Raw genomic sequence first — 21,651 nt, forward strand, 5'->3', positions numbered from 1 at the left:
CCCATGACCGATTATCCTCGCCTCAGCACCCTGAAGACCGGCCTGGCCTGTCGCTGCCCCCGCTGCGGCAAGGGACCGCTGTTCAAAGGCTACCTGACGCTACAGACGGAATGTCCGGAGTGCGGGCTCAGCTACGCCTTCGCCGATCCGGCGGACGGCCCGGCCTTCTTCGTCATGACGGCCGTCGGGGTGGTGGGGATGATCCTGCTGATGGTGTTCGACTTCACCGTCCACCCGCCGATCTGGGTGCATCTGGTCGTGACCCTGCCGATCCTGGTCGCCCTGTGCCTGGGCTGCCTGCGCCCCTTCAAGGCCTGGCTGGTCGCCGAACAATATGTCCACAAGGCCGCCCCGCCCGAGTTCTCCTCGAACGGCAAGCACGGACCCTTCTAGGGTTCGATCACCGTCAGCTCGGGCCAGCGCGCCCGCGCACTGTCGACGGCCTTGGCCCAGCCCTTCGCCACCGGCCGGTTCGGGTTGGGCCGGATCGTCAGGGCGAACACGTCGTCCAGCCCGAACGGCGCGGCGACGCTGAGGCTGTCGTCCGCCTCCAGCCGCACTCCGACCGCAAAGGTCGGCGCCACGAACCGCCCCAGCGCCTCGTCGGTCGAATGCAACGGCGCATAGGGTTCGCCGAACCGGTTCTGGAACCACAGGTGCACCCGCGCCTGGTTGCGGACCTCGACCTGGCCGCGGAACGGTTCGTCGAAGGCGGCGGCGACGCGTTTGATGATGACGTCCTCGGCCTCGTAGGACAGGTCCGAACCGTCGAAATAGGCCAGGTCGTAGTCCTTGACCCCATAGCCCGCCGGCCGCCCTGTCCTGGCGTTCCACACGGCCTGATAGACCGCCCCCGACACCAGCCGCCAGTCGGGCAGGTCCAGCGCCCGGACCGTTGTCAGCACATGCATCAGGCCAGCGTCGGCGCGCACGATGGCGGCCAGTTCCGCCTCCAGCTCGCTCATCCCCGCACCGGCCAGCCGTGATCCAGCGGCCCGTGCCCGCCGCCCAGGCCCGGCGCCCGGCGGATCGCCTCGCCGACATAGGCCCAGGCCTCGGCCACGGCGACCTCCAGCGGCCGCCCCATCGCCAGCCCGGCTGCACAGGCGCTGGCCAGGGTGCAGCCGGTGCCGTGGGTGTGGCGGGTGTCGACCCGCTCGGCCTCCAGCACCGTCTCGCCGTCTGCGGTCATCAGCAGGTCGATCACCGTCGGCCCTGATACGTGCCCGCCCTTCATCAGCACCGCCCGCGCCCCCATGGCCAGCAGCGCCTCGCCCGCCCGCCTCTGGCCGTCGAGGTCGTGGACCGCAAAGCCCGTCAGGGCCTCGGCCTCGGGCGCATTGGGCGTCAGCAAGGCCGCGCGCGGGATCATCAGGCGCTTCACCGCCTCGACCGCCGCATCGGGCAACAGCGGGTGCCCGCCCTTGGCCACCATGACCGGATCGACGACCGCCGGGGCGTCCGCCTCGTCCAGCAGGGCCGCGACCGTCTCGACCACCTCGACCGAGCCCAGCATGCCGGTCTTGAAGGCGTCGGTCCCGATGTCCTCCAGCACCGCCCGCGCCTGGGCCGCGATCAGATCGAGCGGCAGCGGATGGACGCCGTGGACCCCCAGGGTGTTCTGCACCGTGATGGCCGTGATGGCGGTGGCGGCGAACCCGCCCATCATCGTCACGGCCTTGATGTCGGCCTGGATGCCCGCGCCGCCGCCCGAGTCCGACCCTGCCAGGATCAAGACGCGTCCTTGATGAAGCGCGCTCATGCCGCCGCTCCCGAAAACAGTTTCAGTCCGACGATGCCCGCCACGATCAGCAGGATGCACACGGCCCTGACCGCCGTCGCCGGCTCGCCATAAACGAGGATGCCGACCACCGCCGCGCCCACCGCCCCGATGCCGGTCCAGACCGCATAGGCCGTGCCGATCGGCAGCTTCTGCGTGGCGACCCACAACAGGATCATGCTGCCCGCCAGCGCGACCAGCACCCCCAGCGAGGTCCACGGCCGGCTGACGCCCACATTCTTGAGGCCCGAGGCCCACAGGACCTCCAGCAGACCGGCGACGACCAGCGTCGCCCACGGATTGATCGACATCACCCAGGACATGGCGACCAGATGGAACAGGCCGCGGTCCGGAGCAAGCCGCGATCAGCCGCCTAGCGGCCCCTTGAAGATGAAGAAGGCCCCAAGCGCGATGAAGGCGAAGCCGACCAGATGGTTCACCGTCAGCTTCTCGCCCAGATACAGGACCGAAAAGCCGGCGAAGACCAACAGGGTGATCACCTCCTGCATCGTCTTCAGCTCGGCCGGCGAATAGACCTGGATGCCGATGCGGTTGGCCGGCACCGCCAGCCAGTATTCGAAGAAGGCGATGCCCCAGCTGGCCATGACCAGCAGCCACAGCGGCTTGTGATCGAACTTCAGATGGCCGTACCAGGCGAAGGTCATGAAGACGTTCGACAGGCACAACATGACGATGGGGGCGATGTAGGCGGTCAGGGGCATGAGGCAGATCAGGGCTGTTGCAGACCTGCCCTCTACACCGGCTGCGACCGTCCGTCGCGGGCCTTCAATCCGCCGCCGTCACCGCCGCCTGAACCCTCAGCGCCTGCACCGTCTCGCGCACGTCGTGGACCCGCACCATCCGCGCCCCGCGCCGCGCGCCTTCCAGCGCCAGGGCCAGCGACCCGCCCAGCCGATCGGTTGCCGCGACCGCCGTCGCATCGATGGCCTGGATCGTGCGCTTGCGGCTGGCGGCGTACAGCACCGGAAAACCCAGATCGACCAGCGCCCGCAGCCGCGCCGTCAGCGCCAGATTGTGCGCCAGGGTCTTGCCGAACCCGATGCCGGGATCCAGCCAAATCCGCTCGCGCGCCACGCCCGCCGCCATCGCCGCCTCGGCCCGCCCGTGCAAATAATCCCGCACTTCACCCACCACGTCGTCATAGCGCGGGTCCGCCTGCATCGTGCGGGGTTCGCCCCGCATGTGCATCAGCACCACGTCGCACCCCAGTTCGGCCGCAACCGCCGCACTGTCGGGCGCATGGCTCAGCGCCGTCACGTCGTTCCACATCGTCGCCCCGGCCGCGACGGCGGCGCGCGCGACGGCGGGCTTCATCGTGTCGATGCTGATCGCCCCGCCCCAGCGCGCGCGGACGCCGGCGATGACCGGCGTGACCCGCTCGATCTCCTCGGCCTCGCCCACCGGCTCGGCGCACGGCCGGGTGCTCTCCCCGCCGATATCCAGCACATCGGCCCCGTCCGCGACCAGCCGCATGGCCTGATCGATCGCGCCTTCGGTCGAGGCCCACCGCCCCCCGTCCGAGAAGCTGTCGGGCGTCACATTGACGATGCCCATCACCTGCGAAAACGACACGGTCATGCCCTCTTCTGCGGGTGGGGCGTCTCGCCCCGTTTCAGCATCTCCACCAGACGATCGATGGCCTTGGCGCGGCCCGCCGGGGTCTTCGGCGCCTCGGCGCGATAGGTCAGGGCGAACCGGTTCTGTGCCGTCAGGGTGTCGAACGTCGCCCGTGCCTGCGGCTCGGCGTCGATGGCGGCCATCAGGTCGTCCGGCGCGGTCGAGCCCTTGATGCGGTAGGCCGCGTCCCAGCGCCCGTCCGCCTTGGCCGCCTCGACGTGTTTCATCCCGTGCGGCGTCATCCGCCCTTCCTCAATCAGACGCGCGACATTGGCGACGTTGATCTGGCTCCAGACGCTCTTCTTACCGCGCGGCGAGACACGTTGCAGGAAGCTGCCAGCATCCAGGCTTTTCTTGATCCCGTCGATCCAGCCCCAGCACAGGAGCACATCCACCGCCTCGACCCAGGTGATCGAGGCGACGCCCGACTTGACCTTGAAGATGCGGATCCAGAGCTCGGTCTCGCGGTCGTGGTTCGCCGCCAGCCAGGCCTCGAACGCCACGGGCGTCTCGAACGCCCGCACCTTGTCCGGATCAACGACCATCGGTGCCATCAGGCTGACCGCCCGATCAGGCCGCCCAGCGCCTCCAGATAGGCGGCGAAGGCCTTGCGCCCTGACGGAGTGATGGACACGCGGGTTAGGGGCTTGTTGTTCACGAAGCTCTTGGCCACGGCGACGTATCCCGCCTCCTCCAGCTTCTTGATATGGACGGACAGATTGCCCTGCGTCGCTTCGAGAACGGTCTTCAGCTCGGTGAAGTCGGCGGCCTCGGCGTCGGCCAGATAGACCATGATCCCCAGCCGCATCCGGCCGTGGATGATTTCGTCGATCTTGCCGAGCGCGTCCAGCCCCATGGATCAGCCGACGTCCGCATCATTGGCGCGGGCCTTCAGCGCCGCACGGGTCATGATCCAGCCCGGTCCCGCAAAGAGCACGAACAGGGCGAGGGTGCAGACGTAGAGATAGACCACCGCGTCGCGAACCAGCACCCCCAGCGCGACCGCCGTGATCCAGCCGCCTAACGACGTCGCCAGCATCCATGCCTTCTTCTTCAGACTGTAGGCCACAAACCAGGCCGCCGACTGAAGCGCGAAGATCATCGCCGGATAATAGAGCCAGACCGCGAAGTCCTGATCGCGGCGCGCGCCCACGCCGAACACGATGATGATCGCCAGATTGGCCATGCCCGCGCCGCTGAAGGCCGCATTCAAGGTGCGAGTGACGATGGGGCCGGCCGTCCCCGTCTTGCGGTCCTCACGCACGGCCCAGGTCAGGACGATGAGGAAGGCGACCGTGATGGCGACCACGAAGCTGAGATTTCCCAGCGGCGGCCAGCGCACGATCCCCCACACCTGACCGATATGGAACAGGCATTGCAGACCATAGAGCAGACCGCCCGCCAGATAGGCGACGCCCAGCGTCAGGGTTGCCCTGGGATTATTGCCGCCCTGAACAATGGCCTTCATGAAGGCCAGGTCGGCCTCCGGGCCGGTGCGGGACTTGTCGGACATCGCTGTGTGATTCCTGTGCGACGGGCGCGTCCCTCGGATGGACGCCGCCGGAAGGGTTTGCAAATTATTCGGCGGGGACCAGGGCAGGCGCAGGCCGGTTGCGCCACGGCACGCGCCGGCCATTCAGCCACCGTCCCATAAAGCTATGACGGATCAGCAGTTCGTAGGACGCCAGGCACACGGCGAAGACGCCCGCCGACACGCCGATCAGCTTCACCCACCACGGCCCGGCCCAGTCCTGCACCCAGACCTGGGCCAGCATGACCAGCGGCAGATGCACGATATAGATCCAGTAGGAGGCGTCGGAGAGGTAGCGCCGAACCGGACTGTGGCCCGAGGCGAACCGCAGGCATAGCCCCACGGCCGCCAAGGCCGAGGCATAGACGGCGACCGCCGTGACGGCGGCGGCCAGGGCCTTGCCGGCCGTCGGCTCGCCCATCGGCGCGATGCTGGGTCCGCCCGCCAGCACATAGGCCGCGACGCCCGAAACCAGCGCCATGCTGAGGAACAGCGGCGCCCCCTTGGCGATGCGGTCCAACAGATCACGCCGCCGGTCCAGCGCGAACCCCAGGCCGAAGGCGAGGCCGAACCCGACCAGGGCGGAGGTGTTCGGGATCACGCCCCCGTCCGGCGTCGGCACGGCAAAGAAGGCGATCCACGTTGGATCCAGCCACAAGGCCACAGCCAGCGGGGCGGCCAGCACCGCAGGCGTCCACGGGCCGATCAGCGCGCTGGTGATCCTGTCCACGACCGGACCCGCTCGCCCCGCGCGATCCAGCACGGAGAGCACGGCCCGCACGATCAGGACGACGGCGTAGAAGAGCGTCAGCACCCACAGAAACCACAGGTGGGTCAGCGGAAAGTTGGTCCAGTCATAGGTCGGCGGAGGCGGCGGCGGCGCGCCCGGCGTCACCAGACCATTGGCATGAGCGTTCCAGACCAGGGCCGTGACGATCCCAGCCATCACCGGAAGCCAGAAGACCGCCAGCGGCCCGGCGATCCGCACCACCCGATCCTTGGCGAAGGCGACCCAGCCTCGCCGCGCCAGCATCCTATGGGCGAACAGACCCGCGATGAGGAAAAAGGCCGTCATGCGAAACAGATGAATGGCGAAGAATAGCCAGGCGGCGCCGATCGACCGGCTGTCGTCCGCCACGATCCAGATCTGCTGCGGAAGGAAGGACAGACTGGCGTGAAGCACCACCCCCAGCAGCAGCGCCCCGGCGCGCAACGCATCCAGTCCGTGCAGCCGCTCCACCTGCTCTGCTTGCGATATCACCATGACGTCCCTCCCAAGATCGAGACCGCCATATCCCACAGACATGTTTGCAATGCAAACTTGTTCATCATGATGCTTTGGGTGGGCCAGTGGGTCAGCCAGACGCCCAAAGAAAAAACCCGCCGGGAGATCGCTCTCCCGGCGGGTTCGTCTTCAGATCAGGCCTGGGTTTAGTGGACCGTCGGCACGCTGGTCGCGGCCGGCGCGGCGACCGGGACCTCGATGTCCGTGCCGTCCGACACCGGCGTCACCGGCACCGAGACCGAAGGCCCGGCGTTGGGGAAGTTGTTCTCGTCGCGGTTCGGCGCGACGCCCTTCTCCAGCAGGTCCTTGATCTCCTCGCCCGACAGGGTCTCGTATTCCAGCAGGGCCTGAGACAGTTTCTCGTGATCCTCGGCCTTGGTGGTCAGGATGGTGCGCGCCTCGTCCCAGCCCGAGGTCACCAGACGACGGACTTCCTCGTCGATGGTGCGCGCCGTCTCTTCGGAGATGTTCTGGCTGCGGGCGACCGAGTGGCCCAGGAAGACCTCCTCCTGGTTCTCGCCGTAAGCCACCGTGCCCAGTTTGTCCGAGAAGCCCCAGCGGGTGACCATGGCGCGGGCCAGCTTCGTCGCCTGTTCGATGTCCGAGCTGGCGCCCGAGGTGATGTTCTCCGGCCCGAAGATCAGCTCCTCGGCGACGCGACCGCCTGCCATGATGGCGATCCGGTCGATCATCTGCTGGTATTTCATCGAATAGCGGTCGCCTTCCGGCAACTGCATCACCATGCCCAGCGCCCGGCCGCGCGGGACGATGGTCGCCTTGTGAACGGGATCGGCCATCTTGACGTTCATGGCGACGATGGCGTGACCGGCCTCGTGATAGGCGGTCAGGCGTTTTTCTTCCTCGTTCATCGCCATGGAGCGACGTTCGGAGCCCATCAGCACCTTGTCCTTGGCGTCTTCGAAGTCGCGGTGGGTGACCATGCGACGGTCCTTGCGCGCCGCCGTCAGGGCGGCTTCGTTGACCAGGTTGGCCAGGTCGGCGCCCGAGAAGCCGGGCGTGCCGCGCGCGATGGTCTTCACATTCACATCGGCGGCCAGCGGCACGTCCTTCATATGGACACGCAGGATGCGTTCGCGGCCGGAGACGTCGGGGTTCGGCACCACCACCTGGCGGTCGAAACGGCCTGGACGCAGCAGCGCCGGGTCCAGCACGTCGGGACGGTTGGTCGCGGCGATCAGGATGATGTTCTCGGACGCCTCGAAGCCGTCCATCTCGACCAGCAGCTGGTTCAGCGTCTGTTCGCGCTCGTCGTTGCCGCCGCCCAGGCCGGCGCCGCGATGGCGGCCTACGGCGTCGATCTCATCGATGAAGATGATGCAGGGCGCATTCTTCTTGGCCTGTTCGAACATGTCGCGAACGCGGCTGGCGCCGACGCCGACGAACATCTCGACGAAGTCCGAACCCGAGATCGAGAAGAAGGGCACGCCCGCCTCGCCCGCGACCGCGCGCGCCAGCAGCGTCTTGCCGGTGCCGGGAGGGCCGACCAGCAGGGCGCCCTTGGGGATCTTGCCGCCCAGACGCTGGAACTTGCCCGGATCCTTCAGGAAATCGACGACCTCCTGCAGTTCGTCCTTGGCCTCGTCCACGCCGGCGACGTCGTCGAAGGTCTTGCGGCCCTTGTGCTCGGTCAGCAGCTTGGCCTTGGACTTGCCGAAGCCCATGGCGCCCTTCGCCCCGCCCTGCATCTGGCGCATGAAGAAGATCCACACCCCGATCAGCAGCGCGATGGGCAGGATGCCCAGCAGCAGGCTCATCCAGATCGACTGACCGCCTGACTTGGCGTCGATCTCGACGCCCGCCTGCAGCATCTGGGCCACCAGCTGTTCGTTCGGATAGACGGTGGTGGAGGTGAAGCGTTCGCCGTTCTTCAGCTCGCCGTTCACCTTGTCCAGGCGGATGGTCACCTGTTTGACCTCGCCCGCGTTCACGCGCTGCACCAGCTGGGAATAGCTGATGGCCTCGGGCTTGCCGGCCGGCTGGCCCGTCACGCCGTTCATGGCGCCGCCCTGCGACAGCGCCGCATAGCCCGCCAGCAACGCCAGAATGATCACGCCGGTGATCGCCAGATTACGCAGGTTCATTGAGGTCCTCGGTCGTCCGCGACCCCGGTGGGATCGACGGTCTGGATGTGTCTGTCTGGGAAAATAGGGGCTTAATCAGCGTTACGCTATCGGGTGGCGGAAATCAGGTCGTCTTCGCGCGTCGTTTCGTCCAGCGCCAGCCTGAGCCGTTCCGCGACAAGGCCGCGCCGTTCGACCCCCTCGCCTGCAAGAACCGGGGCCACCGCGTCGTCCCTGATCAACACAGGCCAGGCGCCGCGCGTCGCCGCCGGCAGCCAATTGATCTCGGCCCTGTCGGCGTCCGACAGGCTGGCCAACCGCCCCCTCGCCGGAACCACAGACCAGCCGGGACGATCGGCGCAGAAGACGAACCGCCCGTCCCACACCGCCTCGACGCCGGGCGTCAGCGCCAGCGGCGAAATGTCTCGGCGGCGAAGTTCGCCGGCCTCGCGCATCAGCCGCGCCGCCGCGCCGAAAGCCTCGATCCGCGCCCCGCACAGGGTCGCTGCGAAATCCTCACCCGCCTTCAGCCGCGCCATCAGAGCTTCCAACCGCGGGCCGCGAGGCGGCGTCGATCCGCCGCCGACGCAGACCAGAGCCGCCGCCAGCGCCCGCGCGCCCACGTCCCGATCCACACGCACCATGGCCTCGCCGTCGATGATCGATCGCGCCCCGGTTTTCGACGGCGCCTGATTGACCGATTGCGGCGCCGCGCCCGCCAGCGCGTGCCGCGCCCGGCTGCGGCCGAAGCGGGGATCGGCGTTGGCGGGATCCTCGATCCAGTCCGCCCCCTCGCCCGCCAGCCAGTCCCGCAACCCCGCCCGCCGCTCGCCCAGCAGCGGCCGCAACAGCATCAGGCCGCGACCCTCGGGCCAGGCCGGCGACGGCGACCATTCGCGCACCCGCCCCAGGGTGGAACCTTCGCTCCGCATCAGATCGGCCTCGGCGATATCGTCGGCGGTATGGGCGAAAAGGACGACCGATGCCCCCGCCTCGCGCGCCGCATCCGCAATCAAACCATGCCGCGCCGCCCGCGCCGCCGCCGTCAGCCCGGTCGCGGGCTTGTCTCCGTCCCAGCTCAATCCGCGCCAGTCCGCCCCGGCGTTCCGCGCCGCCCGGCCCGCAAAGTCGGTCCAGCGGCCGCTGTCCGCATTCAGCCGATGATCGACGGTCAAGGCCAGCACCGAACGCCCGCGCGTCCGCGCCCAGTCCGTCGTCAGCCGCAACAGGGCGATGGAGTCTCCGCCCCCCGACAGGGCCAGCGCCAGCGGCCGGCCCGTGTCCTGCGTCAGTCGCGCATCCAGCCGCGCGAAGGCTCGCGCTCTGAGATCCGGGTCAGACGTCAGGCGCAGGAACCCGTCGTCTTCAACTGGGCCGCCCGCGCCTTTTGCGGATCAGAGGCGGCGGGCGCATAGCGGCGCGTGAACTCAGCCAGGGCCGCGCACCCTTGCGGCTTCCGCTGCGTCGCGAACAGGGCGTCGGCCAGTTTCAGCGTCGTGTCCGCCGCCCAGCCAATGCGCGGCCAGTCCTTCAGCGCGGCGGCGTAATAGGGCACCGCCCCCGCCTTGTCGTTCGCCGCGACCCGCAGGTCGCCCAGGCGAGAGTTGGCCTCGCGCGACTGCGGCGTATCGGGCCAGGCCGCGATCGCCGTTTCCAGCGCCCGCTCGCCGCGCGGCTTGTCGGTCGACAGCAGGGCCACCGCCGCCGCCAAGTCGCGGGTTGCATCGCCGGTCGGCGAGGTCGCCTCGATCGGCGCATTCAATTCAGCCTGGGTCTCCAGCTTCTGCAACCGCCCCTCGACCTCGGTCAGACGGGCGACCAGCGCCTGGTTGTCACGCGTGGCCTCGTCCAGCTGGAAGGTCAGACGCTCGTTGTCGCCGTTGATCCGGCGCACCGTGGCCTCCAGGTCGCCCAGGCGGCGGTCCATCAGGGCGAACTGCCCCTGCAGCGTCACCACCTCGGGGTCCGGCTCGACCAGCACGGGTTGGCCGGCGGCGTTTCTCTGGGTCAGGGCGCGCTCGAGCCGCCGCACATTGCGGTCCAGCTGGTCCAGGCGGCGATTGTCCCACTCGGTCCGCTCCATGATGTTGGGCTGGGCCTGCTGGGCGACCGCGCCGCCCCCGATCAGTAGGACGCCAAGGGCGGCGGCGGCGAGGAGATGGACGCGAGAGATCGAGAGCTTAGTCATGCGTCTAGCTTTCACCGATTTGGGGCCGCCGCAAGGCCGAGCTAGTGGCCGAGACCCAGATAGACGATGGCCGCGAAGAACAGGCCGACGACGATGTTGCAAAACACCAACAGAGCGATCGTCCGCCACAGGGCCGAGAACCACGACAGCGAATAGGCGCCCTTCATCTGGGCGAACACATGCACGGGCACGGCCAGCAGGCCCAGCGGAATGACGATGGCGCCCAGCCACCCGGCGATCGTCGCCGACAGCACCATCAGCATCAGCAGCATGGCCATGAAGGTCAGCGAGTACAGAACGAACACCCCGTGGTCGTATAGGGTGAAGCCCCGCTTCCACAGGAACAGCAGGGCCACGAACGGGATCGACAAGGGCACCAGCAGGAAGGCGAACTTGTACACCGTCTGCTGAAACTTATAAACCGCCAGGTCCGGGTTCTGCAGCTTCTTCAGCACGGTGGCGCCGATGCCGTGGCCTTCCTTCTTGGCATCCTTGCCCATGACCTTCAGCTTGGTCTCGCCGCTCTTGCCGGTCGCCATGTCCTTGATCCCGGCTTGCCAGCTGCCGGGCTTCAGACCGTCGGCGCGGCCGTCGCGCTGCTCGATCTCCAGCCGGGCCAGGGCCGCGCGGCGGTCGTCGACCAGCTTCTGTCCGGCGTTGATCGCCATCTGCATCGTCGGGTCCGGCTGGGCGCCGCTTTCGGCCCGCATCTGGACCAGGGCCTTTTCGGCCTCGGCCAGGCCGACGCGCTGAGACGCGATCCGTTCGCTCATCTCCGCCGCCTCGCCGGACTTGGATTCCGGGTGCGGCATGAAGCTGAGCGCGAAGAACATCACGAACAGGGTGAACAGGAAGATCGCCAGCGGCGAGACGTAGCGCGTGCGTTTGCCCTCGACCCACTCGCGCGTCAGCCGGCCGGGGTTCAGCCACAGCAGCGGCAGGGTGCGCCAGATCCGGGCGTCGAAATGCATGACCCCGTGCAGCAGCTCTTCGCCTAGGTGCAGCAGGCTGCGATGGACATGGGTCGGCTGGCCGCAGTTTGCGCAGAAGTTGCCGCTCGTTTCCGCCCCGCAGTCGGAACAGACGCCGTGGGCGTGGGCCTCGCCGGCCTTGCCCGTCGGCTTTTCAATCGCGCCTGCGACCAGTCCAGCCGTGACGACGGCGCCCGCCCCTTCGATATCCATCCGCTGATCCCCCGATCCCTGTGACGACGGTTCTGCCGCCGGCCCGGCGTCAGGACAAGCGCGGAAACGAAAAGAGGCGCCGACCCTGCGGCCGGCGCCTCCTTCAGATCAGCCGATCAGCCGGTCGTCAGCGCGGCGCGCCCGAGACGATAGCGGTGTGGGCGTTGCGGTTGCGGGCGAAGGCGTCCTCGTTCGAACCCTCCGCGATCGGCCGCTCCTTGCCGAAGCTGATGGTGTCGATCCGGCCGGCCGGAATGCCCCGGTTGATCAGATAGGTGCGCACCGATTCTGCACGACGAGCGCCCAGCGCCAGATTGTATTCGCGCGTGCCGCGTTCGTCGGCGTTGCCTTCGATGCGGACCGTCACGGACGGATAGCGCTGCAGCCATTGGGCCTGGGCGTCCAGGCGCGGCATGGCCTCGGGACGGACCTCATAGGAGTCCAGGTCGAAATAGATGCGGTCGCCGACGTTGACGACGAAATCCTGTTCGGTGCCCGGCGCGGCCGAACCCATGTTTCCGCCGGTCACCGGCCCGGTGGGCGCGGTCGGATAGGCCGGGCCCGTCGGTTGCGTCGTGCCGTCGTTCGGACCAGGCACGCCGGTCTCGACCGGGGGCTTTCGGGTGCAGGCGGCCATGGCGGCGACGGCGCAGCCGACCATCGCCAGTTTGAGAATGCGGGAAGTCTTCATGGGGTCGTCTCCTGACGTATCGTTTCTGGCAAGGGGCGGGCCTCAAGCTTGGCTTTACTGTCTGCCTCGGGCGATTTTTCGACGCTAGAGGCGATAACGCACAGTTGAGCTTTAAGGCTCCGACGGTGTCGGTGCGGCGTCTAGGCGGGGCAGCTGTCGGCGCCCTGGTTCACGCCCAGATTGCTCGGGCCGCGGTCCAGCAGCGGCGACCAGGCCGGGTCGGTCCCGCGCCCGTTATAGCCCGCCTGCGACACCACGCGCCCCGACAGGTCCACGGTCCACAGACGCGTGTCGCCGCCCGGCGTCTGGCGCGCGAACATCACGTAGCGGCCGTTCGGCGCCCAGTTCGGGCCTTCCTCGAAATAGCTGGACGACAGGATGCGCTCGCCCGAGCCGTCGGCGTTCATCACCCCGGTCGAGAACCGGCCGCCGCCCTGTTTGGTGAAGGCGATCAGATTGCCGGTCGGGCTCCAGGACGGGGCCGTATAGATGCCGCCGCCGCGCGAGATCGGCCGCTGGCCCGATCCGTCCGACCGCATGACATACAGACGCGCCGAACCCGAACGGTCCGAGGTGAAGACGATCTGGCTGCCGTCCGGGCTGAACGACGGCGAGGTATCGATGCCCGGGTCGCTGGTCAGACGCGTGATCTGGCGGCTGCGCAGGTCCATCACATAGACGTCGGTATTGCCGCCCCGGATGATCGAAAACGCGATCTTGTTGCCGTCGTTGGAGAAGCGCGGCGCCAGCACCTGACCGTCGAACTCGCCCAGGCTCTCGCGCCGGCCGGTCGTCAGATTATACAGGTAGATGCGGCTGTAATCCTTGCCCAGCGCCACATAGGTGATCTCGTCCGGCTGCGACAGCGAGAAGCGCGGCGACATGATCACCTCGTCGCCCTGCGTCAGATAGGTCGGATTGAACCCGTCCTGGTCGGCGATGGTCAGGCGGTTGATCCGGTTCAGCTGCGTGCCCTCCTCGGACACGAAGATCACGCGGGAATCGAAGAAGCCGGCCTCGCCGGTCATGCGCTGATAGATGATGTCGGAAATCTTGTGCGCGATCCGGCGCCATTGCTCCTGGGTCGCGGTGAACTGATAGCTGACCAGCTGGCACTGGCGGTAGGGGTCATACAGGCGGAAGCCGACGTCCAGCCGCTGGTCGCCGCGCAGCGTCACGCCGCCATACAGCACCGCCTGCGCGCCGATCTGCGTCCACTGAGGGAAGTTCGGCGCATTGGCCAAGGTCAGGCCGGTCTCGATGAAGCTGGACGGGTTCAGCGGCTCGAAGAAGCCCGACCGCTTCAGATTGGCGCTGACCACATTGGAGATGTCCGACCCGTGCGTTCCGGCGAACGGCACCACCGCGATCTGAAGCGGGCGCAGCACGCCCTGATCGATCTCGACCTCGACCGGCTGGTTCTGCTGAGGCGTCTGCGCCGCCGTCGTCAGAGGAGCCGCCATCGCGACAGCCGCCACGGAGGCCAGAAGAAGGTTCAGACGCATCAGATGCTCCCATAAGTCTCGAAGGATCGCCGCCCCTTATCGCCGGGCCGTTCGACTTTCGCCAGCTTCACGGGGAATGGGGCGACATTCGGGACGGGAGCGATCATTGATGCGTGATGCGTGATGCATTATCTTACAGCCATGCGCACTACACTCGCCATCGACGACGACGTGCTGAACGCCGCACGGGCCATCGCGGTTCAGACCCGAACCTCTGTGGGCGAAGTCATTTCCGATCTTGCGCGCCGCTCGATCACACAGGCCAAGCCGGACACGTCGCCCGAGTTCCGCAACGGCATTCGTCTCCTGCCGCACCGCAAGGGCGCTGTAGTGACGACCGAACAGATCAACGCTCTGCGCGATGAGCTGCCTTGATCGCGCTTTTGGACGTCAGCGTCCTGATCGCATTGATCGATCCAGCCCATACCGAGCATCTCACCGCCCACGCCTGGTTCGCAAATGAGCATCAGGCTGGTTGGGCGACCTGCCCGCTGACCGAAAACGGCGCGCTTCGAATCCTCAGCAATCCGAAATATCCAAACTCGCCGGGCGCGCCTGCGCAGGTGTTGCCCGCGCTTCATTCCTTGCTGAGCCAACCCGGCCATGTGTTCTGGCCCGACGACATCAGTCTGCTGAGCGACCGTTTGATCGCGCAGGATCGCCTGCTCACCTCGGGCCAGTTGACGGATACCTATCTGCTGGCCTTAGCCGTCTCGAACGGCGGGCGGCTGGCCACGTTCGACCGACGCCTGGCGCCCGACGCGGTGAAGGGCGGCAAGGCTGCCCTGCATCTCATAACGGCCTGACGCTCAGCGATTGCGGCACGCCCGTTCGGTGTTGAAGGTGGGGCGATAGACCCCGCCGGGGAAACCCTGCGGCACGTCGAAGGGCGCGGTCTGGCGCAGGGCGCGCAGGGCGCCGTCGGCGGCGGCGCGATAGATGTTCGACGACTGGGCGTTGATCAGGCTGGGCCCGCGCGTGATCCGCCCATCGGCCGACAGGGTCAGCTCGACCTGAATGCGCAGCTGGTCCGCGCCGGGGATGTCGCAGGGCAGGATCCAGTTCGGATAGACCTGATTGAAGATGGCCGTGATCTGCGGGCCCGTGGCCTGGGACGCCGCGCCCGCCCCCTGCTGCCCCGTCGCCGGGCGGCCGCGATTGTTGGTCGGGCGCGTCGGTCCGGCCAGGGCGTCCAAATCCAGGCTCGGCTCGGTGCGCTGGGGCGCCGGGCGGGCGGGCGCGGGCGTCGCCGGGCGCGGGGTCGGCTGGGCCTTGGTCGGCGGCGCCGGCGTCGGCGGCTGGGGTCGCGGCGTCGGACGCGGCGGCGTCGGGGTCGGCGTGGGCTTCGGCGTCGGCGTGGGCGTCGGGGCCGGGCGCGGCGGCGTGGGCCGCGGCGGCGTCGGGGTCGGGCGCGGCTGGGGTTGCGGCGGCGTCGGCTCGGGCGTCGGCGGCACGGGATCGGGCTGCTGCACCGGGGCGGTCGCCGCGTCGTCGGGCGAGGGTTCGGGCTGCGGATTGTCCGCCGGCGCCGCCTGGATCACCTCCTCCGAGACGATGGTCACCGGCACCGAGGCGACCAGCGGCGTCTCGTCCTCGTCCGTCTTGTGCGACACCATCAAGAAGGCGAGCGCGACCACCCCGGCGTGCAGGGCGAGCGATCCGAAGATGGCGGGGCTCGGCCGACGCAAAGAATTCAGGCCTCCGGCGCCGTGTCGGTGATCAGGTTCAGCTTGGTGAAGCCCGAGGCGCTCAATCGCGCCATCACCCGCGCCACCGCCTGATAGGGCGCGCGCCCGTCGGCCCGCACGAACACCGGCCGCTCGGCCGCCTTGTCGGCGCCGCCCGCCTCGGTCAACAGGCGCGTGGACAGGGCGTCGAACGCCGTCTCGCTGTCGCCGACGAAGATCGCGCCCTGCTGGTCGATGCTGACCGACAGGGGTTCGGACTTGATCTCGACCGCGCTGGCCTCGGTCTTGGGCAGCTCAACCGGCACGCCCACCGTGAGCAGGGGCGCCGAGATCATGAAGATGATCAGCAGCACCAGCATCACGTCCACCAGGGGCGTGACGTTGATCTCGGTCAGAGGCCCTTTACGCCCCCTGCGCCCTCGACGCCCGCCGCCGCTCGCACCACCGCCCAGGGCCATGGCTCAGACGCCCCGCTTCAGGCTGAGGTCGCTGGACGGCGGGGGCGGAGGCGGCGGGGCCGATGGGCTGCCCAGGCGGCGCGCCACGGCGGCCTGCAGATCGTCGGCGAAGGCCTCCAGCCGGCCGACGAACTTGCCCGCGTCGATCGAGAACTTGTTGTAGGCGATATAGGCCGGGATGGCCGCCGCCAGGCCGATGGCCGTGGCGAACAAGGCTTCGGCGATGGCCGGGGCCACCGTCGTCAGATTGGTGTTGCCCGCCGCCGCGATCCGCCCGAACGCATTCATGATGCCCCACACGGTGCCGAACAGGCCGATGAAGGGCGAGGCGGTGGCCACCACCGACAGCACGCCCAGGCCGTTCTCGATCCGCTGCCCCTCGCGCGAGATCAGGCTGTTCATCGCCTTGTCGATCCGCACCAGCAGCAGGTCGCCCTGATGCTCGTTCAGCGCCCCGCGTTGACGCGCCTCGCGCCAGTCCGACAGGGCGATCACCAGCATGCGCGGCAGGGCGTGGTCCGGCTCGGGTCCGGCCTGGGACGCCACCTCTTCCAGCGACCGGCCGGACTGAACCGACTTTTCGAACTCGTCGGCGCGCTTGTTCAGCGCCGTAAACCGAACCGCCTTGTCGATGATGATGGTCCACGACCAGATCGAGGCCGCCGCCAGCCCGATCATCACGCTCTTGACCACCCAGTCGGCGGTCATGAACAGCTCGACCGGGTTCATCATCGCGGCGTCGACAGGCGTGGTCATTCAGGCGCTCCGGGCGGAATCGAGATCGTCACGTCCCCTCTTCGACCGAGCGGGCGTGACCATTGTGTGGCGTCCGGCCCGTTTAGCCCCGACCCGTCCGCCCGTCATCTGACAGGCGCGTCATAAGGGTTAACAGCAGGTTACTCGGAAGCCGGCCGCCGCGCGTTCGGATCGACCGCGACAGAGACCGGGGCGCCGACGCTGATGATAACGCCCTCGTGGCCTTCCTTGGCGATGGAATAGGTGGCGGCGTCCTTCAGCAGTTGCTCCTCGCACTGGCGATCGCCCGCCCGGCCCAGTTCGGCGCAGCCGCGCTTGGCCGCATCGGTCCAGCCCAAGACCCGGCGCGTCGCCGCCTCGGCCCGCTTGATCGCCGCCTCGTCTTCTGCGGCGGCTTGCGCGATCAGGGCCTGGCGCGCGCCCTGCTGGTATTGCAGCTCGGCCTGACCCGCCATCTTGCGCTCCCAAACCTTGTAATAGGGACAGCCCACCAGCCCGCCGCCGACCAGCAGCACGAACAACAGGATCGTGACGATCACCCCGCTGGCGGACATCTTGTAGGTTTCTGCGGCCATGACGTTTCCCCCTCGTTGGCGCGATCCTAGTCGGCGGCCCCGCCGGCCGCCAGCCACGGCGTGACCTTCTCGACCAGACCCTTCGAGGGGCGTCGCGGCCGCCCGTCCAGATGAATGCACACCGCCGTCACCTCGGCGCGGCACAACACCTCCCCGGCTCGCTCCACGCTCTGGCGGATGATCAGCCGCACGCCCTTCACCTGCTCATAGACGGTGCGCACCACCAGGGCGTCGTCGATCCGCGCGGGCTTGAGATATTTGATGTTCAGCTCCGACACCACGAAGGCCAGCGGCTCGGCCTCTTCCAGCAGATCGGCGTGGCCCACCCCGATTGCGCGCAGGAAATCGGACCGCCCCCGCTCGAAATAGCGCACATAGTTGGCGTGATAGACCAGGCCGGTGAAATCGGTGTCCTCGTAATAGACGCGCACCGGCAACAGGTGATCGCGCCCATCGAAACGGCCGGCGGTGGGTTGGTCGGAGATTGCGGTCACTGAAACCTCGTGCGTCGTGCAGACGCCATAGCCAGTCCGATCGCGACAAGCCATCCGATCACGGGCGAAGCGCCATATCCCACCACCGGCGCCGGATAGGCGCCCAGCAGATTGGCCGCCGACAGACCGATCCAGAATCCGGCCATGGCCAGTCCGACGGCGGCTCCGACGCCCTGCGCGCGCCATCCCACCCAAAGCAACGGGACTGACAGCAGGATCAGCGCCAGCCCAGCCGCGGCGCCGAGCACCGGCGACACAGCCCAAACCGTCGGCACGACATCCTCGACATAGGGAACGCGCGGCAGGGCCTGCGAACGCGTCAGGCTCCAGAGCGCCAGAATCCAGGACAGGGCCGCCAGCGGCCCCAGCGTCTTCCACGAGCCTCTCGCCGCCGTCAGCAACCCTGTCGTTCCCACCGCGAAGGCCAGGCTGGCGGCCCCGTCGAAGCCGAGACCGAACGTCAGGATCGCCAGGGCGGCGACGCCTGCCGTCCACACATCGTCTGCATCCTGCGCCACGAGCCACAGAAGCGGCGCGCCCAGCAGCGACGCGGGATGGATCAGAACCGGCCCCAGCGCCAGCCAGCGATGCGCGCCCTGCATCTCCACGTCCGTCGTCAGCATCAGGACGGCGACGACCAGGATCGCCGCCGCCGAGATCAGCACCGGACCCCGGCCCGGCCGCGCCATCCGCGACGCCGCCCAAAGCGCTACAGCCCCGATCAGAAACGCCGCGCCCTGGACCGCGACCGACGCTGTCCCCGCCCCGGCCGCCCGGATCGCCAGCAGGCTGATCGCCGCTGTCGCCGTGATCTGTGCGATCAGGGCGAGTGCTGGCCCATTCAACCGACGACGGATCACGGCCGGCGGTTCGGCGCAGCCATGAAACCAGGGCAGTAGCTTTGGCGCATTTCGCGGAACTCGGTCGGCAGGGGATCGTCGCTGAAAAGGATGCGATTGGGGATGGAGACGAAGCCCACCGCTGGCCCGCCGGCGACGCGCCCGACATAGCCGCACACCGATCGCCTTTCGCCGTTCTCGGCGTAGCGCAGTTCGGCGCCGCGCCCCGCCTGGGTGCGGATCTGGCGCATCACCCGCGCATCGGCCGGCTCGGGCGACGGGGTGTTCGACGGCTGCATCAGCACCCAGACGCCGACCACGCACAGGGCCAGAACCAGCGCCGCCGCGATCATCACACGCTGCTGAAGCGGGCTGCGATGGCGCATCACCCTCATGCGGCGGGCGCTTCCAGGGTGAAGTCCAGCGGCGTGTCGGCGGCGGGCAGGCAGGTCCGATCCACCGGCTTGGACGGATCACGCAGGAAATCGCGCGCCATCTTGCGCGTGCAGGGGCTGGCGTTGATGACGCCGTGGGTCGCGTTGGTCACGATCACCACCTGGCTGTTCGCATAGCCCTTGGCGGCGGCCTCGGTCAGCGGCGGCGGGCAGCCCGGATCGATCTCGGCGGCGACGAAGAGGGTCGGGATGTCGGTCTGGACCGGCAGGTTCTCGATCGGCAGCGCCGGCCGTTCGCCCACCGCCGCGCAGACGTCGAACAGCCGCGACAGCGACGGGACCAGCACCTCGGCGACCGGATCGCCCGCCGCCCCGGCCGCCAGCCGCGCCTTGGACTCGAACGGCAGCTCTTCCTTGCACAGATGGGCCATGTGCTGGCCCTCGAAATAGTAGGTGCGGTCCTCTGCGATCTCCGCGACCGGCGTCAGGTCGCCGGCGATGATCTTGTCCAGGTCGACCGGCAGGCTGCGCACGCCCGCCGCGCTATAGGTCGTGTCCATCAGGAAGGCCGACAGGTCGTCGACGGTAAAGGTGCGCCCGTCCTTGCGTGTCACCGGACCAGCCAGCCATTTGCGCGCCTCGGCCTCGAACCGCGCCTGAAGGTCCGGATGCTGCGCCGCGCAGGCCGCCTGGGCCGCGCATTTGGCCAGGATGATTTTCACCGCCGCGGAGACCTGTTCGGGCGTGCCGACGGCCCAGTTGCCCTCGGGCGGCCAGGGGCTGTCCATCACGGCGGCGCGCACGATCTGGGGCTGGTGGGTGATGACCGCCGCCTCGATGCGCGGCCCGTACGATCCGCCCCACAGGTCGATCTTGGTCAGACCCAGGGCCTGGGCCATGTCCTTCACATCGTCGGCGATGGCGGCGGCGTTGTACTGGTTCAGGTCGATCCCTTGCGCCTGATAGCCCTTCAGACAGGCGATCAGCCCGTCGCGGTCCTTGTCGGACGGCGGCCCCGCATCGGTCAGTTCGACGCCCGGACAGTCCATCGACGGGTTGCTCGCGCCGCCGCCCCGCTGGTCGAACAGGATCACGTCCTGATCCACCGCAAAGGCCTCCGGATTGCGACGCAGCGCCGCCAGCATCCGCCCCGCCCCCGGCGTCAGGGCCCCGCCCGGCCCGCCGTGGAACATCACCATCGGCGGCAGCGCCTGGCCCGCGGCGTCCTTGTAGGGCGCGCTAGCCTTGAAGATGACGACCGCGATGTCGATGCGCCGGTCACTGACCGAGCCGTCGCGCGCCTCGTCCACCCTCAGGGTCCCGCACCGCACCTCGCGCAGGCCCGTCGGCCAATCACTGGGACAGGCCTTGTCGGTGAAGACGGGGGCATCCGCTCTCGCAGGCGGCGCCAGACCGGTCAGGCCGGCCGCAAACGCCATCACGGCCAGGGTGCGCAGGATCATGGGACGACGGCTCCGGTTCACTCCCAGCAAACCCCCGCCCGCCCCGCTTGGCAACGCCTATTCGAACAGGTCGCCCGGCACGGGTCCAGCGGCGGGTTGCGCCGGCGCGCTGAGGCCGAGATGCGCATAGGCCTTGGCGCAGGCCATGCGGCCGCGCGGCGTGCGCATGATGAAGCCCTGTTGTAGCAGATAGGGTTCGATCACGTCCTCGACCGCGTCGCGCGCCTCGGCGATGGCGGCCGCCAAGGTGTCCATCCCGACCGGCCCGCCGCCATAGTTCTCGATCAACGCCTTCAGGAAGCGCCGGTCCAGGCTGTCCAGCCCGGCCTCGTCCACCTCCAGCCGCGCCAACGCCCGCGCCGCCACCAGTTTCGAGATCGTCTCGGCCCCTTCCGCCGAGGCGAAATCCCGCACCCGGCGCAGCAGGCGCCCGGCGATCCGAGGCGTTCCCCGCGCCCGCGACGCGATCTCGCGCGCGCCGCCTTCGTCGATGGCTGCGCCCATTTTGCGCGCCGTGCCGCGCACCACCGCGGTCAGTTCGTCGGATGTGTAGAACTCCAGCCGCAGCGGAATGCCGAACCGGTCCCTCAGAGGCGTCGCCAGCAGGCCCGCCCGCGTCGTCGCCCCGACCAGGGTGAAGGGCGCCAGGTCGATCCGCACCGAACGCGCCGACGGCCCCTCGCCGATGATCAGGTCCAGCACATGATCCTCCATGGCCGGATACAGGATCTCCTCGACCTGGGGGCTCAAGCGGTGGATCTCGTCGATGAACAGGACGTCGCGCGGCTCGAGGTTGGTCAGGATCGCCGCCAGATCGCCCGCCTTGGCCAGGATCGGGCCCGAGGTCGCCCTGAACCCCACGCCCAGCTCGCGCGACACGATCTGCGCCAGCGTCGTCTTGCCCAGTCCCGGCGGTCCGAACAGCAGCACATGATCCAGCGCCTCGGCCCGCCCGCGCGCCGCATCGATGAAGACCTTCAGATTGCCCTTGGCCTGCGACTGTCCGACGAATTCCGACAACGTCTGCGGCCGCAGCGCGCGGTCGAAGGATTCGCCGGTCTCGGCCTCGGGGGAGATGACGCGGGTCATGTCGATGCGGC

27 protein-coding genes are annotated in these 21,651 nt (G+C 68.6%); 3 read left to right on the forward strand and 24 right to left on the reverse strand.

What is annotated here, in order from left to right; genetic code table 11:
• The first annotated feature begins 3 nt into the window (after positions 1-3).
• Complete coding sequence (locus BLR19_RS09245; protein ID WP_055753964.1) at positions 4-393, forward strand: DUF983 domain-containing protein; 390 nt, start codon at positions 4-6, stop codon at positions 391-393.
• Here BLR19_RS09245 and BLR19_RS09250 read toward each other — a convergent pair.
• From BLR19_RS09250 to tolB, 15 genes are all read right to left on the reverse strand, one after another.
• Positions 390-965, reverse strand: coding sequence for a nucleotidyltransferase family protein (locus BLR19_RS09250; protein WP_091749954.1), 576 nt, complete (start codon positions 963-965; stop codon positions 390-392). The two genes, BLR19_RS09245 and BLR19_RS09250, sit on opposite strands and share 4 nt — an antisense overlap.
• A complete protein-coding gene (gene thiD, locus BLR19_RS09255) occupies positions 962-1,762 on the reverse strand; it encodes a bifunctional hydroxymethylpyrimidine kinase/phosphomethylpyrimidine kinase (protein WP_091749957.1) in 801 nt (266 codons plus the stop codon). The genes BLR19_RS09250 and thiD overlap by 4 nt, the downstream gene beginning before the upstream one ends.
• A complete protein-coding gene (locus BLR19_RS09260; RefSeq protein WP_055806430.1) occupies positions 1,759-2,103 on the reverse strand; it encodes a DMT family transporter in 345 nt (114 codons plus the stop codon). Before BLR19_RS09260 ends, thiD begins: the two co-directional genes overlap by 4 nt.
• A gap of 42 nt (positions 2,104-2,145) precedes the next feature.
• A complete protein-coding gene (locus BLR19_RS09265) occupies positions 2,146-2,502 on the reverse strand; it encodes a DMT family protein (RefSeq protein ID WP_055806433.1) in 357 nt (118 codons plus the stop codon).
• A gap of 64 nt (positions 2,503-2,566) precedes the next feature.
• Positions 2,567-3,379: a dihydropteroate synthase gene (gene folP, locus BLR19_RS09270; protein ID WP_091749960.1), complete on the reverse strand. Its 813-nt coding sequence runs from the start codon at positions 3,377-3,379 to the stop codon at positions 2,567-2,569.
• The gene (locus tag BLR19_RS09275) at positions 3,376-3,972 is read right to left on the reverse strand and encodes a YdeI/OmpD-associated family protein (protein WP_091749963.1); all 597 of its coding nucleotides are present in this window, start codon (positions 3,970-3,972) and stop codon (positions 3,376-3,378) included. Before BLR19_RS09275 ends, folP begins: the two co-directional genes overlap by 4 nt.
• A complete protein-coding gene (locus tag BLR19_RS09280) occupies positions 3,972-4,274 on the reverse strand; it encodes a winged helix-turn-helix domain-containing protein (RefSeq protein ID WP_091749966.1) in 303 nt (100 codons plus the stop codon). The genes BLR19_RS09275 and BLR19_RS09280 overlap by 1 nt, the downstream gene beginning before the upstream one ends.
• 3 nt (positions 4,275-4,277) lie before the next feature.
• Positions 4,278-4,931, reverse strand: coding sequence for a hypothetical protein (locus BLR19_RS09285; protein WP_091749969.1), 654 nt, complete (start codon positions 4,929-4,931; stop codon positions 4,278-4,280).
• Between the two features lie 64 nt (positions 4,932-4,995).
• The gene (locus tag BLR19_RS09290; protein ID WP_176758319.1) at positions 4,996-6,213 is read right to left on the reverse strand and encodes an acyltransferase family protein; all 1,218 of its coding nucleotides are present in this window, start codon (positions 6,211-6,213) and stop codon (positions 4,996-4,998) included.
• A 167-nt stretch (positions 6,214-6,380) separates the two neighbouring features.
• Positions 6,381-8,336, reverse strand: coding sequence for an ATP-dependent zinc metalloprotease FtsH (gene ftsH, locus BLR19_RS09295; RefSeq protein WP_091749975.1), 1,956 nt, complete (start codon positions 8,334-8,336; stop codon positions 6,381-6,383).
• An 86-nt stretch (positions 8,337-8,422) separates the two neighbouring features.
• The gene (gene tilS, locus BLR19_RS09300) at positions 8,423-9,667 is read right to left on the reverse strand and encodes a tRNA lysidine(34) synthetase TilS (RefSeq protein WP_218119389.1); all 1,245 of its coding nucleotides are present in this window, start codon (positions 9,665-9,667) and stop codon (positions 8,423-8,425) included.
• Positions 9,658-10,503: a tetratricopeptide repeat protein gene (locus tag BLR19_RS09305; RefSeq protein WP_091749981.1), complete on the reverse strand. Its 846-nt coding sequence runs from the start codon at positions 10,501-10,503 to the stop codon at positions 9,658-9,660. The genes tilS and BLR19_RS09305 overlap by 10 nt, the downstream gene beginning before the upstream one ends.
• A gap of 41 nt (positions 10,504-10,544) precedes the next feature.
• Positions 10,545-11,687, reverse strand: coding sequence for a DUF3667 domain-containing protein (locus tag BLR19_RS09310; RefSeq protein WP_091749984.1), 1,143 nt, complete (start codon positions 11,685-11,687; stop codon positions 10,545-10,547).
• Between the two features lie 127 nt (positions 11,688-11,814).
• Entirely contained in the window at positions 11,815-12,378 is a 564-nt protein-coding gene (pal, locus tag BLR19_RS09315; protein WP_039246161.1) for a peptidoglycan-associated lipoprotein Pal, read from the reverse strand.
• Between the two features lie 140 nt (positions 12,379-12,518).
• Positions 12,519-13,883 carry a Tol-Pal system beta propeller repeat protein TolB gene (gene tolB, locus BLR19_RS09320; RefSeq protein ID WP_091749986.1) on the reverse strand — a complete coding sequence of 455 codons (1,365 nt, stop codon included), beginning with the start codon at positions 13,881-13,883 and terminating at the stop codon, positions 12,519-12,521.
• A 141-nt stretch (positions 13,884-14,024) separates the two neighbouring features.
• Here tolB and BLR19_RS09325 point away from each other — a divergent pair, with 141 nt between their 5' ends.
• Positions 14,025-14,258 (forward strand): hypothetical protein, encoded by a 234-nt coding sequence (locus BLR19_RS09325; protein ID WP_017506756.1) that lies wholly within the window; start codon positions 14,025-14,027, stop codon positions 14,256-14,258.
• Positions 14,255-14,689 (forward strand): TA system VapC family ribonuclease toxin, encoded by a 435-nt coding sequence (locus BLR19_RS09330; protein ID WP_066626804.1) that lies wholly within the window; start codon positions 14,255-14,257, stop codon positions 14,687-14,689. The genes BLR19_RS09325 and BLR19_RS09330 overlap by 4 nt, the downstream gene beginning before the upstream one ends.
• Before the next feature lie 3 nt (positions 14,690-14,692).
• On the opposite strand, the gene BLR19_RS14840 is transcribed toward BLR19_RS09330, so the two are convergent.
• The 9 genes from BLR19_RS14840 to ruvB all read right to left on the reverse strand — a co-directional run bounded on the left by BLR19_RS14840 (position 14,693) and on the right by ruvB (position 21,640).
• Complete coding sequence (locus tag BLR19_RS14840) at positions 14,693-15,571, reverse strand: hypothetical protein (protein ID WP_091749988.1); 879 nt, start codon at positions 15,569-15,571, stop codon at positions 14,693-14,695.
• A gap of 5 nt (positions 15,572-15,576) precedes the next feature.
• Positions 15,577-16,029, reverse strand: a complete 453-nt coding sequence (locus BLR19_RS09340) for an ExbD/TolR family protein (RefSeq protein ID WP_066554427.1) — start codon at positions 16,027-16,029, stop codon at positions 15,577-15,579.
• A 3-nt stretch (positions 16,030-16,032) separates the two neighbouring features.
• Entirely contained in the window at positions 16,033-16,785 is a 753-nt protein-coding gene (gene tolQ / locus BLR19_RS09345) for a protein TolQ (RefSeq protein ID WP_055753946.1), read from the reverse strand.
• A 140-nt stretch (positions 16,786-16,925) separates the two neighbouring features.
• Complete coding sequence (locus BLR19_RS09350; protein ID WP_091749990.1) at positions 16,926-17,360, reverse strand: hypothetical protein; 435 nt, start codon at positions 17,358-17,360, stop codon at positions 16,926-16,928.
• Between the two features lie 26 nt (positions 17,361-17,386).
• Positions 17,387-17,845, reverse strand: coding sequence for a tol-pal system-associated acyl-CoA thioesterase (ybgC, locus tag BLR19_RS09355; RefSeq protein WP_091750457.1), 459 nt, complete (start codon positions 17,843-17,845; stop codon positions 17,387-17,389).
• Positions 17,846-17,850: 5 nt separating this feature from the next.
• The gene (locus tag BLR19_RS09360) at positions 17,851-18,714 is read right to left on the reverse strand and encodes a hypothetical protein (RefSeq protein ID WP_091749993.1); all 864 of its coding nucleotides are present in this window, start codon (positions 18,712-18,714) and stop codon (positions 17,851-17,853) included.
• Entirely contained in the window at positions 18,711-19,079 is a 369-nt protein-coding gene (locus tag BLR19_RS09365) for a hypothetical protein (protein ID WP_091749996.1), read from the reverse strand. Before BLR19_RS09365 ends, BLR19_RS09360 begins: the two co-directional genes overlap by 4 nt.
• A gap of 5 nt (positions 19,080-19,084) precedes the next feature.
• Positions 19,085-20,551, reverse strand: a complete 1,467-nt coding sequence (locus tag BLR19_RS09370; protein ID WP_091749998.1) for an alpha/beta hydrolase — start codon at positions 20,549-20,551, stop codon at positions 19,085-19,087.
• Between the two features lie 57 nt (positions 20,552-20,608).
• Positions 20,609-21,640 (reverse strand): Holliday junction branch migration DNA helicase RuvB, encoded by a 1,032-nt coding sequence (gene ruvB / locus BLR19_RS09375; RefSeq protein WP_091750001.1) that lies wholly within the window; start codon positions 21,638-21,640, stop codon positions 20,609-20,611.
• Between the last annotated feature and the right edge of the window lie 11 nt (positions 21,641-21,651).

Source organism: Brevundimonas sp. 374 (genome assembly GCF_900102995.1).
Lineage (GTDB): Bacteria > Pseudomonadota > Alphaproteobacteria > Caulobacterales > Caulobacteraceae > Brevundimonas > Brevundimonas vesicularis_C.

Bases quoted from the DNA above. Each gene is read 5' to 3' on its own strand.
- BLR19_RS09310 (WP_091749984.1), bottom strand. From the start codon at position 11,687: ATGGATATCGAAGGGGCGGGCGCCGTCGTCACGGCTGGACTGGTCGCA.
- folP (WP_091749960.1), bottom strand. From the start codon at position 3,379: ATGACCGTGTCGTTTTCGCAGGTGATGGGCATCGTCAATGTGACGCCC.
- BLR19_RS09285 (WP_091749969.1), bottom strand. From the start codon at position 4,931: ATGTCCGACAAGTCCCGCACCGGCCCGGAGGCCGACCTGGCCTTCATG.
- ftsH (WP_091749975.1), bottom strand. From the start codon at position 8,336: ATGAACCTGCGTAATCTGGCGATCACCGGCGTGATCATTCTGGCGTTG.
- pal (WP_039246161.1), bottom strand. From the start codon at position 12,378: ATGAAGACTTCCCGCATTCTCAAACTGGCGATGGTCGGCTGCGCCGTC.
- BLR19_RS09305 (WP_091749981.1), bottom strand. From the start codon at position 10,503: ATGACTAAGCTCTCGATCTCTCGCGTCCATCTCCTCGCCGCCGCCGCC.
- BLR19_RS09325 (WP_017506756.1), top strand. From the start codon at position 14,025: ATGCGCACTACACTCGCCATCGACGACGACGTGCTGAACGCCGCACGG.
- BLR19_RS09260 (WP_055806430.1), bottom strand. From the start codon at position 2,103: ATGTCCTGGGTGATGTCGATCAATCCGTGGGCGACGCTGGTCGTCGCC.
- BLR19_RS09365 (WP_091749996.1), bottom strand. From the start codon at position 19,079: ATGCGCCATCGCAGCCCGCTTCAGCAGCGTGTGATGATCGCGGCGGCG.
- BLR19_RS09265 (WP_055806433.1), bottom strand. From the start codon at position 2,502: ATGCCCCTGACCGCCTACATCGCCCCCATCGTCATGTTGTGCCTGTCG.
- BLR19_RS09340 (WP_066554427.1), bottom strand. From the start codon at position 16,029: ATGGCCCTGGGCGGTGGTGCGAGCGGCGGCGGGCGTCGAGGGCGCAGG.
- BLR19_RS09370 (WP_091749998.1), bottom strand. From the start codon at position 20,551: ATGATCCTGCGCACCCTGGCCGTGATGGCGTTTGCGGCCGGCCTGACC.
- BLR19_RS09290 (WP_176758319.1), bottom strand. From the start codon at position 6,213: ATGGTGATATCGCAAGCAGAGCAGGTGGAGCGGCTGCACGGACTGGAT.
- ruvB (WP_091750001.1), bottom strand. From the start codon at position 21,640: ATGACCCGCGTCATCTCCCCCGAGGCCGAGACCGGCGAATCCTTCGAC.
- BLR19_RS09250 (WP_091749954.1), bottom strand. From the start codon at position 965: ATGAGCGAGCTGGAGGCGGAACTGGCCGCCATCGTGCGCGCCGACGCT.
- BLR19_RS09245 (WP_055753964.1), top strand. From the start codon at position 4: ATGACCGATTATCCTCGCCTCAGCACCCTGAAGACCGGCCTGGCCTGT.
- thiD (WP_091749957.1), bottom strand. From the start codon at position 1,762: ATGAGCGCGCTTCATCAAGGACGCGTCTTGATCCTGGCAGGGTCGGAC.
- BLR19_RS09350 (WP_091749990.1), bottom strand. From the start codon at position 17,360: ATGGCCGCAGAAACCTACAAGATGTCCGCCAGCGGGGTGATCGTCACG.
- tolQ (WP_055753946.1), bottom strand. From the start codon at position 16,785: ATGACCACGCCTGTCGACGCCGCGATGATGAACCCGGTCGAGCTGTTC.
- BLR19_RS09275 (WP_091749963.1), bottom strand. From the start codon at position 3,972: ATGGCACCGATGGTCGTTGATCCGGACAAGGTGCGGGCGTTCGAGACG.
- BLR19_RS09280 (WP_091749966.1), bottom strand. From the start codon at position 4,274: ATGGGGCTGGACGCGCTCGGCAAGATCGACGAAATCATCCACGGCCGG.
- tolB (WP_091749986.1), bottom strand. From the start codon at position 13,883: ATGCGTCTGAACCTTCTTCTGGCCTCCGTGGCGGCTGTCGCGATGGCG.